Here is a 14,084-nt window from a genome sequence, read left to right as displayed (position 1 = left end):
ATATCATTTTTGTGCAGTTAAACAAAAGAAGTCGATAATTAGGTAACAGCATTAACAAATATACTATACATTAATGAAGGATACATCATATATCCAGCCTACATATCAAAGGAGGAATATATAATGAAATGGAAACAAAAGCTGTTAGCGTCTGCACTTACAGCCAGTATGCTTCTGCCCATGCTGCCTTCACAGGCGCATATGGCACCTGCTACGCCAGCGGTCGCAGATGTTCCGGGGGCATGGGCTGCCGGACAATCGCCCGCACAGATCGATCCTAACAAGCCAGTGCTGCTGTTCGTCCACGGTCTGACCAGTCAAGCCAAAGTCTGGTACAACGAAAATGACATGTACGACTATGCGTACAACAACGGATACCAGACTGCCTTTATTAATATGTATGACATTTCCGGTACACCAGAGGACATGTGGAAGGACGGCGAATTGCTGGCGGCGAAGATCAAGGAGATCAGCCAAAAGTACGGCAAAAAGCTCGTCATCATCGCCCATAGCAAAGGCGGCGTTGATACCCAATCCGCCCTCGTTCGTTACAACGCCTATCCGTATGTGAGCCGTGTCATTACTCTCAGTAGCCCGCATCACGGTTCACAGCTTGCTGATCTTGCTTACAGTAGCTGGGCAGGCTGGCTTGCCGATCTAATCGGTTCGCAAAGCCCCGGCACCAGTTCACTGCAAACGTCTTATATGGAATACTTCCGCTCCGAAATGGCAAAAGATGCCGATGTGAACAAGGTTCCTTTTTACACGATGAGCGGTGATCAATGGTCTGGCTCATCCAAAGCATCCTACACATTCGGCGGTGCCTATCTGTCTGTCTTCGGCAGCAACGATGGCGTTGTGACGACAGATAGCGCGGTATTACCGGGAAGCCAATTGATTCAAAAGGGACCGTGGAATCATGCAACCGTGCGTACCGGCTCTTACACCTTCAATCTGTTCAAGCCGTATATCGGTACAGTAAGTGGCGCAGCATCTACTCCTGCTCTGTCGACTTCTTCTGTTACCTCAAGCGTATATGAAGACGTGTACCAGCCGCACGTTTCTACTGACGACAATACCGATAGTTCTTCGGCAAATGGTCATTATTATGTACGTGGTGGCAATTACAATGGCACCGCAACTGAGACATTGACCGTAGAAGACAACGTGCAATCCGTAACATTGGACTGGATTAGTAGCCAGCCAGTTACTTCGCTGGAACTGATCTCACCGACTGGCGATGTGCAGCAGGTACAGGTGAATGCCCAGCCGGATGATGAGATTTTCAAAGGCGCGTATCATCAGCTTGCCCAACTGAACACACCCATTGCTGGAGACTGGCAGGTGAAAGCGATCAGTCGCACATCCGGCGCCTACCTGATGACCGCCGTCTTCACAGGCAGTAACAATCAGGCAAGTCTGAACAGCTCACTCTCTGCCAATACATTGAATATGAATGTACAGACAGAAGGGCTGGATCATGAGCAAACTAGCATCTCGTACACCGTTGATTATTATGACGTTCACGGCAAACGTATCGCAGCACCGACCGAGCAGCAGCGTTCGCTCACCTCCGATGCGATCCAAGAACGTATACCAACGCCAACGTCTGGCAAGCCATCCAATTACGTCATCACCAGCGATATTGAAGGCAAAACAGATACTGGCGCACCCTATAAACGGACATTAATCCAATCGGTGTATGTCGATGCCAATGGTACTACGTATTCTCATCAGGATTAGCGGTTGCGTTGTGCATGCCTATATAATGCTATATCAGTATAAAACATAGCGTAGCTGTTAATGTTGGCGTTGGCGTTGGCGTTGGCGTTGGCGTTGGCGTTGGCGTTTAAAATGGTGCTTTTTCAACCTCATTATGTAAAATAACCCCGGTTGCAGCGAATGTGCATACCGGGGTTGCTTTTATTATGGCGCTCGACATCAGCAACCAAACTGATTGCTCCGTCAAGTCGTCGTCAAATATTCTATTTCAGATCTAATACATCCGCAAATCAGACTCATTCGCAGTGTCTTGAATTACTTTGTAGACTCTTCCGCTTCTACAACAGGGAACCAGCCCGGAATATTGATGACCATGTTCCACAGTGGATCTGGCAGAGTCAGCGCTTGTTGATCGCCTTTGCTGATGGTGTACGCAATCTCTTGCTCACGACCGGATTCTACTTTTTCTACCCATGCCGGTTCAACGATCAGTTGACGACCGATAGCAACAAGTGGTGCGCCTGTTTCCAGTGCAGCCAGAGCATCTTCCGGTGTTTTCACCGAACCTACACCGATGACTGGTACTTTGTTGCCAACGCGTTCTTGAATAATAGCCAGACGGGAACGAGTATCGTCTACACCACGGCGCGGTACAGAATTGTATTCCATCAGAGACACATGCAGATAGCTGAGATTTTTCTCAGATAGTGCGTCGATCAGCACCAGTGTTTCTGCCATTGTGATCCCTGGTGTTTCCGGTTCTTCTGGGGAGAAACGATAACCAACGATGAAAGGACCTTTGGCTTGTTCTTTCACTACACGCTGTACTTCGTCCACAACAGCTAATGGGAACGCCAGACGACCATGTACATCACCACCCCATTTGTCTTCGCGACGGTTGGAGTGCGGGGAGAAGAATTGTTGGATCAGGTAGCCGTTAGCGCCGTGAATTTCCACGCCGTCAAATCCAGCTGCGATTGCATTGGCAGTCGCTTTACCAAAGTCTGCGATAATATCGTCGATCTCTTGAGCAGTCAATTCGCGTGGAGCTGCGCCCTCTTGTCCGTCAAAGCGTGTGCTTGGGACAGAGCTTGGTGCAGTCACATCACCATTTACCAGTTCCGCCGGAGATTGACTACCAGCATGGAAAATTTGCAGTACAGCTTTGGCGCCATTCTTTTTCAGCGTTTCTGCCAAACGAGTCAGACCTGGCAAGAACTCGTCGCCTACAACACGAAATTGATCAGCAAAACCTTTACCACCCGGTGTTACGTGACCGACAGCTGTAATCGCCAGACCAACGCCACCTGTACGGCTAGCGTAGTATTCCAACTCAGCGTCTGAGATCGTTTCATCTGGATTGGACGAAGAGTGCGTCATCGGTGCAAGCACAATGCGGTTTTTTAGTTCGATACCGTCATTCAGTGTAAATGGCTCAAACAATGCGTTATATTTCGGATTCAAAGGGATCTCTCCTGTCTCTGTATAGAATAATGGGTACAATCTATCGTGTGGACAGATTGTTATTTAAAGTAACAATATATATTATAGTAAACAATTTAATTTTCCACAAGTATTGATAAAAATAAATAAATGTGCACGCATTATCATGTACACAATATAAAGCAAAACCGGTATCAAGATTGCGATACCGGTTTGGTTTGTTGTTTGGATGTACTGCGTTTGTTCTCTTCAGAAGAACTTGACGATTCGCCGGATTCCGGCTTCACCCGCGGCGGTTCTTTGAGGAAAAACATCATAAACAGCGCGATTACAGAAAGTACCGAAGCGACGAGGAATGCCATATTCGTACCGTGAATCATCGCAAGATCAGCGTTTTGCCCAGCAGATGCTGCTGATGTGGAAGCGTTAGTGAAGACGGTAATCAGCACCGCTGTACCAATCGAGCCTCCAACCTGACGCAACGTATTGTTCATCGCTGTCGCATGAGACAATAGATGCGTCGGGAGCTGATTCAGACCCGCAGTCGTTACTGGCATCATCACCATCGACAATCCAAGCATCCGCATTGCGAACATGACCACGATCAGCCATACAGGTGTCTGGTCGCCCAGCATCGTGAACGGAATCGTACCGACCGTCAACAGCAACAGCCCGGTAAAGCCCAATTTCTTCGCACCGATTTTATCAAAAATCCGTCCGGTAATCGGCGACATGATGCCCATGAGAATCGCACCTGGCAAGACGATCAGACCGGATTGCACTGCCGACAGATGACGTGCATTCTGGATATACAGCGGCAGCAGTGTAGAAGCACCGATCATCGCTGTAAATACGATTACCGTAATAATCATCGAAATCGTAAACAACCGATCTTTGAATACGCGGAACTCCAACAGCGGTTGTTCCAGCTTGAATTGACGAGTGACGAACAGCAGCAGGCTAACCAGACCGACTACAATCGTAATAATGACAGTTGGATCATCCCAGCCTTTGGATGCGGTACTGAATCCGTACAGCAATCCGCCAAAACCGATTGTCGACAAAATGACGGATAAAATATCCAATTTCGGATCGCGCAGCTTGCCCACATTTTTCAAAGCAAAAAAGGCAATGATCAGGTCAAGCACAGCAATCGGCAAAATAATGTAGAACAGGTCACGCCATGAGAATGTATCTACGACCCAGCCTGATAATGTCGGTCCAATTGCCGGAGCGAACGAAATGACCAGACCGATCATCCCCATCGCTGCTCCGCGGCTTTCTTTTGGAAAAATAACCAAGAACACGGTCTGCATCAGCGGCATAACAATCCCAGCTCCTGCCGCCTGAACGACACGACCGACCAGCAGCCAGCCAAAGCTTGGCGAAATGGCAGCAATCAATGTACCGATGGCAAATAGCCCGATCGATGTCATAAACAGCGCTCTCGTATTGAATTTATCAATCAAATAAGCGGTAATCGGAATCATAATTCCGTTCACCAGCATAAAAATCGTAGTCAGCCACTGCGCAGCAGTCGCATCAATATCCAAATCTCTCATAATATGCGGCAGTGCAGTTACCAATAGCGTCTGATTTAAGATCGCTACGAACGCCCCTGCCAACATGATGCCAACGATCAATCCAATATTTAACTTTGGTCGCGGCTCGGTTACAGCATTATCCATGTTTCTCGTCCTCCCAGTTTGCGGAATATACGTGTTGTAGGTAAGCAACTTCGGTTTGTAATTCGTCCCGTTGCTTCAGATAGGAGATTAAGGCTTCCATCATGAATGCCTGCGGTATCTTTTTTCTGCGCTCAGCATCCAGTCGTTCTACCGCCGCGATCAGATCTGCTTTCACATGCTCCGGACTGTTCCGGTGAACCGCCTGTGTTAGCTCACGCATACATTTACGCCATTCACTTTCTCCAAAATAACGACCGTTACTGTCCGGCACGAACAGATTCAGCCGCTCGGCTACCTGCTCATCAATGACCGGCTCCTGCTCCAGCCGTTTCTCAATCATCGCTTCCATTGTATCAACAATTAATTGGGCGACCTTCATAATGTTATCCGATTCCACCCGATGCTTGCGCTCCAGTCGATTCAGGAAAATCATCTCTCTCGTCATGCCCTGCATACATACAGCCAGATCCCAGACCATATGTTCAATCCGACTGCCAAATGCCTCTAGCAGCGCTTCCTTTTGCCAGTTGAGCATCATACGTTTGAAGTCCAGCATGACTTGCCGAATTTGCGAGCCGAGTTCAATCGGCATATTTTGATTCAGACTGACAAAGAAATCATGCTTCGTAATAAACGATTGCAACTGTACTTCCACCTTGCGCACCAGCTGTTCATGCGGTGGCACATCGTCATCAAAATGCAGCATGCTGGACGAATCGACAATGTCTTCATGCAATGTGCGGACGATCTGTAGCAGAATGTCCTCCTTGGAGCTGAACATTTTATAAATAGATGCTTTGGACATGTTGCACTGCTCAGCAATGTCCTGCACGGTGGTGGCGAAATAACCTTTCTCTGCGAATAATTGTCCACCTGCTTGTAAAACTAGCTTTTTGCGATCGTCTGCCATGTTGCTGCATCTCCTACGTGTGGAATTCGAAAACACTCATTGGAACCTTGTAGTACTTTGAGAACTCATTAGTTCTACTTACTATTTTATACCTCGTTATTTCTAAAGTCAAACAGGTCGTATGTAAAATTTATTATATTTTTTGTTGGAGGGTGGTTTTTTGGACGGGATGTGGCGGGGAGTTCATGCGCTACGCAAAGGGATGGGGGAACGGGCTCCGGTGGAGCGGGGGAATCTACGAATAGGGGGGAATGACTGTAGATTCCCCCGCTCCAAGGTCGCCCTTTTTCCCCCATTCCCTTTGCTTCGCTACGTGCTGTCTATGGCATATGGTGTAAAGAGAACCACAAAAAAAGATAGGCTGCCGCCGGGAAGTAGTAGGTTGGAATATGTAGACCTTTTTGCGTTATTGAAAATTGGGGGAATAAGAACAAGGACTGATCTGCTGGGGTGCAGGTCAGTCCTTGTTGTGATTAGCGTGTACTTGATTTTATTCGTTTAGTGCTTTTTCGAGGGCGGCGAGGTTTTCTTTCATGACGGTGATGTAGTTTTCGCCGGATTTGATTTGGTCTGCGGTTAGGCCTTCGAGTGGGTTGAGGACGGCGGTTTGGGCGCCGACTTCGTTGGCGATGGTTTCGGCGATTTGTGGGGAAACCAGTGTCTCGAAGAAGATTGTTTTGACGTTATGTTGTTTGGCAAAGTTGACTACGTCCGCCATTTGGGCAGCGGTTGGTTCTTGTTCTGGTGACAAGCCGCTGATTGGCACTTGCGTCAGACCGTAGTCGCGTGCCAGATAAGCAAAGGCTGCGTGTTGTGTGATAAAGTCTTTACGTTTCGCGCTGGACAATCCAGCTGAGAAGTCGCTATCTAGCTGGGATAGTTCTTTGATATAGGCGTCGGCATTTTGTTTGTACTGGTCGGCATGGGTAGGGTCAAGCTTTGCCAGTGCGGTTTCGATATTTTGCACTTCAGCCTGTGCTTGTTTGGGAGACAGCCAGACGTGTGGATCGAATCCGCCATGATCATGCCCTTCTTCACTGTGACTAGCTTCTTCGGCACTATGATCGTCACCCTCATGTTCATGTTCTTCCTCTTCGGTGCCTTCGAGGATTTGCAGACCACTGCTGGCTTCAACGAGTGTTGGGCCATTGCTGCCAAGTGAATCTTTGACCTGATCGATCCATTCTTCCATACCAGCACCATTGTATACGATCATGTCAGCTTCCGTCATTTTGGCAATATCTTGCGGTGTTGGTTCCCAATCATGTGGCTCGGTTCCAGCTGGAATCAGCGTCTCTACATCAGCCAGATCTCCGGCAACTTTGGAGGTGAATTCTTCCATTGGGTAGAAGCTAGTGATGATGTGTAGCTTGTTACCGGAACTTCCATTAGAAGTTGTGCCATTTGTGGATGATGCGCTGTCCCCGCTATTGCCACATCCGGCAAGCAGTACCCCGAGACTAAGTAGAGCTGCGGCAGGTATTGTCATCCGTTTCCGTTTGTTGTTCATGGATTGATGTTCCCCTTTCCCATTCTGATAGAATAATGTGCAGCAGGCTCGCTAAAAGCACTGCTGCATGATGATGGTGAAACGTTTGACTGTTCTGGTTCTGATCGGCTAAGTGCCGAATGTCAGGATCAGACGTTTCCGTTTTTGTGAAGCACTTCGGTTTGTACTTTACTCTTTTGCGCACCAGTATTCTGGCGCTGCCAAAAACGGCGGCTATCCAGATCTGGTGCATATCCGCTATCATTGCCGCGGCGAACGCGGTTGACGATCCGCTGGATACCCAGCCCGATCAGCAGGAAGGACAGCAGCAGCAATGCTACAGTCGCTCCCGGCGGTGTATTTACATAATAGGAAGTGGTCAGACCGCCAAACATACCGATCAGCCCGATTGCCACAGCCATGATAAGCGCAGAAGTAAACCCGCGGGCAAAACGCAGCGACAACGCGGCTGGTAATGCCATCAATGCGGAGACAAGCAATACGCCGACAATCGGCATCGCTGCCGCCACGGTCATACCTGTTAATACAGAGAACGTTTGCGACAACCAGCGTACATGCGTACCGCCAATCTGTGCCGTCTCCTCGTCAAACGTAATATTATATAGCGGTCGTCTCATCAATACCCAGAAAATCAGCACGACGGCGAACACCGCTCCAATAATCGACAGCTGCTCTGTGCTAACAGCTACAATCGAGCCAAACAGATACGAGCTAAAGCTACGGTTTAAGCCAGAATCCATACTCATCAATACGAGCGCCAGCGCCAGACCGCCCGTCATAATAACAGCAATCGACACTTCGCCATACCCGCGGAAATTTTGTCGCAACCGTTCAATTACGAGCGCGCCCAGAATGGCGACGATGAATCCGCCAATTGACGGGTTGATTCCGGCAATAGCACCAATCGCGACACCAGCCAGTGAAACGTGTGATAGCGTATCCGCCATCAGCACTTGTCTACGCAGTACCAGATATACACCGAGTAGCGGCGCAATAATGGCAATCATTCCTCCGGCCCAAAACGCACGCTGCATGAACTCGTAGTCAAACATGCCCATCCGCCACCCTCCTCTCGTTGAAGCCGAATCGTACGGTCCAGATATGGTTCCGCTTCTTCCAGCCCATGTGTCACCATGACGACGGTACGACCGTGCTTTTTCACATGATGACTCATCAATTCGTAAAATCCTCTGCGGCTCTCCAGATCCATACCGGTGGTCGGTTCATCCAGAATGAGCACATCCGGCTCCTGAGCAAGTGCGCGAGCGATACAGACGCGCTGCTTCTGTCCGCCAGACAGCTCGCCGATTTTGCGATCCCGCAGCTCCCACATGCCAACAGCTTCCAATGAGCTGCGTACAAGTGCTTCCTGCTTTTGCTTAAAGCCTCGGAACAGACCAAGGCGCATATAACAACCCGAGCGCACCAGTTCAAATACGGTACTTGGGAAGCCACTATTGAAGGAAGCTACCTGCTGCGGCACATAGCCGATCACCGGTTTGCCGCCCTTTTCATTGCGGTTGATCTGTACGCGTCCACTCCACGGCTTCAGAATACCGAGCAGCAGCTTGAGTGACGTTGTCTTAGCAGCACCATTCGGTCCGCTTAACGCCATAAATTCATTGCTGTATATTTCCATCGAAAGCCGGTTCACGACCGGTTCGCGATCATAGCCGAACACTACGTCCTGCATTGACGCCAGTAACAAATGAAGCACTTCCTTTCCTATATTGCCATCACTGCAATTCGTGATGATATCTTCTATTGTACATATCGGCAAAAGAGCCGTTATATTCAGGACTATATGAGCAGATTGCAATCCAATTAGAGATAACAAGCAACTTGATTCTAATCAGCTGTTGCTGTTTATCGTTGTTTATCATTTTTGATTCATTATCTTCTGTTCGTAAATATTACGAATATCACCTGACCTACTTTACTCCTGCCATGTTAGCATTGTCAAGGGTTTAAACAAAATAATTACGATTTAGCTTTTCATATTCCTTTTCACATTAGTGCAGCCTTATTACTACATTATATTCATATCTAACATTATGTAATTCTATTCGTTGTGATCACGCTGCGCCTTTATTAAGAGATCATTAGATTCAAAAGGGATACACAGCTAATATACAGCTATCTTCACTCTATTGTGATCATGCAAAAGCAGGGTTCTGCACATTGGCATACCCTGCTTCACATTTGTTCTATATCCCATCTTCCTACCAATCGCAATTATCACAAGTCATATATCGCCAATCTTAGCTGGATCACAAATACCGCTTACCTTACAGCGACTTCACCACATAGAGACGGGATGTTTCTTCCCAGATCTCGCCCTGCTTGAGACTGATAAAGCCTTTCTCTTCGTCTGACACATTCACATTCGGCGCATTGACCAGATTGGTTTGCGGTTCCGGACAGAGGAAGCTGCCGGATGCTTTGCAATTCCAGATCATCCAGTGCTTATAGCCTGTTCCAACATCATAAACGAGCTTCACACCAACACGATGATCGACAATCTCCGCGATATTGCGACCGTTGCGCGGCTCAGCGGTATAATGATTATCCATCTCTTCGCCGTATGGGTTTACACTTTCATCCTTCAACTGCTGCTCCCATGCCGACAATGGCTGGAATTCACCCGTTGGCAGCATACGCTCGCTCATCTGACGACGCTGACCAATCGTTGCATGGAACGTTACATCCTCCGCCGTGCTATCCGGTGCAAATGGAGCATTAAGCGCCGTATGGAATGCCAGCATCATCGGCATCGGATCATTCCCATGATTCTGGATGCTAATTTGCTGCTGCAATCCATTGTCCGATAACGTGTATACCAGTTTTGCTGTAAATGAATGCGGCCAATAGCTGTACACAGGATGGGATTCGTCAATGCTCACGCTCAGTCCAACCCGACTCTCCTGCTCATTCGCTTCATGGAAATCAACATCCCATACAATCGTATGCAAGAAGCCGTGCAGATGATTGTTCGTTTCCGGCTCATTAATTGGAAAATTATACGTACGACCATTCCAAGTAAATGTACCATCTTCGTACCGATTCGGCGGGAACAGCACCGGAATACCGTTCACACCGGGATTCGCGCGGAACGCATCCATCTCCTGCTCCTCCGGCTCACGCAAAAATCGGTAACCGCTACCATGATCACGATACGCAATCAGATTGGCGCCCACACCGGGCAATACAGCAGCTTCCAGATCACCATAGCGCAGCCATACAGCAGGTTCCCCTTGATAAGCTTGTTCAAACGTACTGGAATGATTGGACATGACTATTCCCCTTTTCGTCTCATGAACTTATTACCTTTACAATTACATATGCTAATCAACACAAACATTAATCATACAAAATATATCATAATTCTCGTCTGCAAAACAATGACACCCTGTCCATCTATAATCATCTACTGATGGATATTCCCGCAGATAATCACGTATTTTTGAAATGCCCACGTACCCAACGCCAAACAAGCCCTTTATACAATCCGAATCTTCTCGCCCTTGCGTGCCGATTCCAGACAGGCAGCAATCACTCTCGTATTACGGATAGCATCCTCCGGGCTATATGGCAAAGGCATACCATCCAGCACCGCTGCCGCAAACGCATCCACTTGCAGCGTAAAATGATTCGCTACATCGATATGTTCCTCCCGTTTGCCTTCATCGGTATAAATCGTAATCTGCGGCTCATCGCTGTGATCATCACGCCGAAACGCATACGGCAGCTTGATCCGTCCTTTCGTACCGATAATCTCCAGCGCACAACTTGGATATGCCCACATCCCACACTCAAATGTGGCAGAGCGCGCATTGGGAAATTCCAGCAGCCCGGAAGCCATCATATCGACATAATCATGCTTGGCTGAAAATAGCGCATGCACAGTCACAGCAGTTGGTTCTGCTCCAAAATACATGCGCGCGGCCGACACCGGATACACGCCCAGATCATACAGCGATCCACCGCCCATCTCACGTCGATACCGTACATTTTCCAGATCGTCAGCGTTGTTGGAAGTGAAGCGACCATGTAGGCTACGTACCATGCCGATCTCGCCAGACTGAATAATCTCACGTACCCGAGCATGCTTAGGATGATACCGATACATAAATCCCTCGGCAAATGTAACCCCCTGCTTACGACACGCATCGACCATCTCCGCTGCATCTGCTGCTTCGAGTGCCGCTGGCTTCTCGCACAGTACATGCTTGCCCGCTTCTGCCGATTTGATCGTCCATTCTTTGTGCAGATGATTAGGCAGCGGAATATAGACGGCATCGATATCTGGATCGGCGAGCAGCTCTTCATAGCTACCATAGAAGCGCGGGATTCCACAGCGCGCAGCAACTTCAGCGGCATGCTCCACATTTCGACTGGAGATTGCTAACACTTCATTGCGCATGGATTCTTTAATGGAAGGTATGATTGCGCTTACAGCAATCTCCGCAGTGCTAATGATGCCCCACTGCAATTTACGCTCAGTCATGATTGCATTCTTCCCTTCGCTTCAGTTTACATCAATCTGCCTGCGGTTAAGAATGATACAATTGCCTGTCGTCACCTCTTTGTTGAACAGTACGCCCGGATTTCCGAGCGTAGAATTATCTGTAATTGTCTGCTTCAGCACGGTTCAACATCCCGATACAACGATCCAGATCGGTTTTGACCTGCTTTTTATACAGCTTCGCCTTTTCCGGTCCATCATCTGTAAAATGATATATAACAATTTCCTGAAAATCAACCTTCGGATCGTTACCTTTTAACTGTTTGGTGCGGTAAAAAATACCCTCATGCACCAATTCATGCAATGCTCGGTAAATCTCGCTTTGCGGAGGCGAATACCCGAAATCTTTGAAGCGTTCTTTCATGCTTTCCAGCATTTCGTAGCCATAGCCGCGATGCTCTTCTACCATAGTAATCAGATACAGCTTGATAAACGCTCGCTGTGCAATCATAAATGCCATTTCGTTTCCTCCCTTCGCTTTCCATTGCTTATTCTATTATATGAAATTTTCACCGTTTTGAACAACAAAAAAAGCCCTAGCGGGCTTTTCGATAAGGAATGCCAGTTAGCCATGTACCGAAGCGAAGTCGAGACAGCGCATACGTTACAGCTACTGACAATATGAGCGCGAGCAACCATACGATTGCGGTGCGCAGCGTTACATCCCAACCGCTGAACAACCAGTCGTCAATCGCATAGGCATAGCGCAGCATCAGTGCGTGCGCCAAATATCCGCCATAGGAATATCGACTGAGCGTGATCCACATTTGCTTTTGACGTATCCCAGCAGTGTTATGAATATGCAGGGCCAGCATGTACACCCCCAACACTAGCGACACCAGAAATAGCGCCATCCACGGCTGCAACAGAATGAGTGCCATGAATCGCGGACCAAAGCCCGGTCCCGGTGGAAAATGACCACCCAGCACAAGTCCTGCATAATACAGTGTGAAAATGACACATGAGATCACAATCGGCCATTTGAGCCGTTGCAATAGCTTCAGAAAAGCAGTGATATGTAACCCGGCGAGTGCTCCGAGAATAAAGTAGTACAAATAATATACAATGTTGCGATCGGCATAAATCGTAAAGTATGCCGACAATCCCGGAACCTGCCAGGCATGGAACATATCCGTCAGCCATGGACGCAGCAACAACAATCCTTCATATCCTACCGTTAATCCGACTACTGTTAGCAACGCCCTGCGCCCGTTATCACGAATCACAAGATCCAGACGCCGTACAACACTTCGCAGCAGCGGAAATAGCAAATACATCGGAATAATCATAACGATATACCATAGATGATAACTGGACTTACCTGTGATCCAGAATCCCAGCATATCCGGTAACCATGCGAACGGTGGCTGATCTAGCAATATACCGTTCAGCACCATATATAACAATGAACAAAGCAAATAAGGAACTACGATATCCTTAAAACGCTTGCGGATAAACGAACCATACGCCAGTTCACCGTCATAGTTATAAAAAAGTACCAACCCTGTAATGAAAATAAAGGCCGGTACCGCAAATTTGGCCGCTATTAAAAGTAATGTGAGTCTTGTACCATCCGCCATCGCCAATTCGGGAACAACGGAATAGTGAGCAATCGAATGCTGTAGCACAACGGCGGCAAAAGCCATGCCACGCAAAATTTCGATTTCGCCAAGTCTTTGTTTGGAAGCCATTCTGCTTGATCGTCATCCTTCCGATTCCATTCATGCTGTGATCCTGCATTATTTACAAATTAGTGCGCGATCCATACTCCAATCCAATCGTTCCGATTCCGAGATCATCTGCGGAACTGGGATTTGTGGACTCTGAGCGGGTTCTTGTGGTGGAGCACCCGGCATGCGCAATTCATTGCGAAGCTTATTCATCCATTTACGGCGCGATTTCTTTTTCTCTTTGCCCGAGCCGGAGCCTGACGTCTGGTGATCCACCAATTTGTCTGCTGGCATTGGCATTACAGCTTGCATCCGTATTACCTCCCCATTTATAGTTTGGAAGACATTGCGCCTTCCACTGTCAGTATACCGTCAATCTATCAAAACGGATAGGGCATTTATGACCTAATCCTTGCTTACCAGGTAGAGATTATGACGGTTATTGACGAAAAATGACGAAAGACCCGCCTCCGGTAATCATGTACCGAAGACAGGTCTTTGTGTAGACATCGAATTGGAAATGTATATATTCCATTCCATGCCCGAACTGAAATTTCTAGTTGAATTGCCGCAATGTTCAGCCTATTCAGGCTACCAGCGTCACTTCATATCGGCA

At 47.9% G+C, this 14,084-nt stretch carries 12 protein-coding genes; 1 reads left to right on the top strand and 11 read right to left on the bottom strand.

The features are described from left to right. The first annotated feature begins 123 nt into the window (after positions 1-123). On the top strand, positions 124-1,743 hold the full coding sequence (locus ACE3MZ_RS10130; protein WP_411346310.1) for an esterase/lipase family protein: 1,620 nt from the start codon (positions 124-126) through the stop codon (positions 1,741-1,743). Between the two features lie 294 nt (positions 1,744-2,037). Here the strand turns inward: ACE3MZ_RS10130 and ACE3MZ_RS10125 are convergent, their stop codons facing one another. The 11 genes from ACE3MZ_RS10125 to ACE3MZ_RS10075 all read right to left on the bottom strand — a co-directional run bounded on the left by ACE3MZ_RS10125 (position 2,038) and on the right by ACE3MZ_RS10075 (position 13,780). After that, a complete protein-coding gene (locus tag ACE3MZ_RS10125; protein WP_411346309.1) occupies positions 2,038-3,186 on the bottom strand; it encodes an NADH-dependent flavin oxidoreductase in 1,149 nt (382 codons plus the stop codon). Between the two features lie 173 nt (positions 3,187-3,359). Beyond that, entirely contained in the window at positions 3,360-4,853 is a 1,494-nt protein-coding gene (locus tag ACE3MZ_RS10120) for an MDR family MFS transporter (RefSeq protein WP_411346308.1), read from the bottom strand. Beyond that, the gene (locus tag ACE3MZ_RS10115; protein ID WP_411346307.1) at positions 4,846-5,763 is read right to left on the bottom strand and encodes a TetR/AcrR family transcriptional regulator; all 918 of its coding nucleotides are present in this window, start codon (positions 5,761-5,763) and stop codon (positions 4,846-4,848) included. The genes ACE3MZ_RS10120 and ACE3MZ_RS10115 overlap by 8 nt, the downstream gene beginning before the upstream one ends. A gap of 490 nt (positions 5,764-6,253) precedes the next feature. Then, positions 6,254-7,273 (bottom strand): metal ABC transporter substrate-binding protein, encoded by a 1,020-nt coding sequence (locus ACE3MZ_RS10110; RefSeq protein ID WP_411346306.1) that lies wholly within the window; start codon positions 7,271-7,273, stop codon positions 6,254-6,256. Between the two features lie 128 nt (positions 7,274-7,401). Then, positions 7,402-8,331, bottom strand: coding sequence for a metal ABC transporter permease (locus tag ACE3MZ_RS10105; protein WP_411346305.1), 930 nt, complete (start codon positions 8,329-8,331; stop codon positions 7,402-7,404). Next, complete coding sequence (locus ACE3MZ_RS10100; protein ID WP_411346304.1) at positions 8,277-8,981, bottom strand: metal ABC transporter ATP-binding protein; 705 nt, start codon at positions 8,979-8,981, stop codon at positions 8,277-8,279. The genes ACE3MZ_RS10105 and ACE3MZ_RS10100 overlap by 55 nt, the downstream gene beginning before the upstream one ends. Positions 8,982-9,561: 580 nt before the next feature. Next, the gene (locus ACE3MZ_RS10095; RefSeq protein ID WP_411346303.1) at positions 9,562-10,566 is read right to left on the bottom strand and encodes an aldose 1-epimerase; all 1,005 of its coding nucleotides are present in this window, start codon (positions 10,564-10,566) and stop codon (positions 9,562-9,564) included. 206 nt (positions 10,567-10,772) lie between these two features. Then, on the bottom strand, positions 10,773-11,780 hold the full coding sequence (locus tag ACE3MZ_RS10090; RefSeq protein WP_411346302.1) for a Gfo/Idh/MocA family protein: 1,008 nt from the start codon (positions 11,778-11,780) through the stop codon (positions 10,773-10,775). 115 nt (positions 11,781-11,895) lie between these two features. Beyond that, positions 11,896-12,258, bottom strand: coding sequence for a helix-turn-helix transcriptional regulator (locus tag ACE3MZ_RS10085; protein ID WP_411346301.1), 363 nt, complete (start codon positions 12,256-12,258; stop codon positions 11,896-11,898). Positions 12,259-12,334: 76 nt separating this feature from the next. Further along, on the bottom strand, positions 12,335-13,489 hold the full coding sequence (locus ACE3MZ_RS10080; RefSeq protein ID WP_411346300.1) for an acyltransferase: 1,155 nt from the start codon (positions 13,487-13,489) through the stop codon (positions 12,335-12,337). A 48-nt stretch (positions 13,490-13,537) separates the two neighbouring features. Next, positions 13,538-13,780 carry a hypothetical protein gene (locus ACE3MZ_RS10075; protein WP_411346299.1) on the bottom strand — a complete coding sequence of 81 codons (243 nt, stop codon included), beginning with the start codon at positions 13,778-13,780 and terminating at the stop codon, positions 13,538-13,540. Between the last annotated feature and the right edge of the window lie 304 nt (positions 13,781-14,084).

Origin of the sequence: Paenibacillus sp. WLX1005, from assembly GCF_046603685.1 — a bacterium.
Taxonomy (GTDB): Bacteria; Bacillota; Bacilli; order Paenibacillales; family Paenibacillaceae; genus Saccharibacillus.
This window is presented reverse-complemented; position numbering and strand designations above follow the sequence as displayed.

Coding starts and splice junctions, on each gene's coding strand:
- ACE3MZ_RS10130 (WP_411346310.1), top strand. CDS start 124: ATGAAATGGAAACAAAAGCTGTTAGCGTCTGCACTTACAGCCAGTATG.
- ACE3MZ_RS10120 (WP_411346308.1), bottom strand. CDS start 4,853: ATGGATAATGCTGTAACCGAGCCGCGACCAAAGTTAAATATTGGATTG.
- ACE3MZ_RS10115 (WP_411346307.1), bottom strand. CDS start 5,763: ATGGCAGACGATCGCAAAAAGCTAGTTTTACAAGCAGGTGGACAATTA.
- ACE3MZ_RS10110 (WP_411346306.1), bottom strand. CDS start 7,273: ATGAACAACAAACGGAAACGGATGACAATACCTGCCGCAGCTCTACTT.
- ACE3MZ_RS10105 (WP_411346305.1), bottom strand. CDS start 8,331: ATGGGCATGTTTGACTACGAGTTCATGCAGCGTGCGTTTTGGGCCGGA.
- ACE3MZ_RS10095 (WP_411346303.1), bottom strand. CDS start 10,566: ATGTCCAATCATTCCAGTACGTTTGAACAAGCTTATCAAGGGGAACCT.
- ACE3MZ_RS10090 (WP_411346302.1), bottom strand. CDS start 11,780: ATGACTGAGCGTAAATTGCAGTGGGGCATCATTAGCACTGCGGAGATT.
- ACE3MZ_RS10085 (WP_411346301.1), bottom strand. CDS start 12,258: ATGGCATTTATGATTGCACAGCGAGCGTTTATCAAGCTGTATCTGATT.
- ACE3MZ_RS10080 (WP_411346300.1), bottom strand. CDS start 13,489: ATGGCTTCCAAACAAAGACTTGGCGAAATCGAAATTTTGCGTGGCATG.
- ACE3MZ_RS10075 (WP_411346299.1), bottom strand. CDS start 13,780: ATGCAAGCTGTAATGCCAATGCCAGCAGACAAATTGGTGGATCACCAG.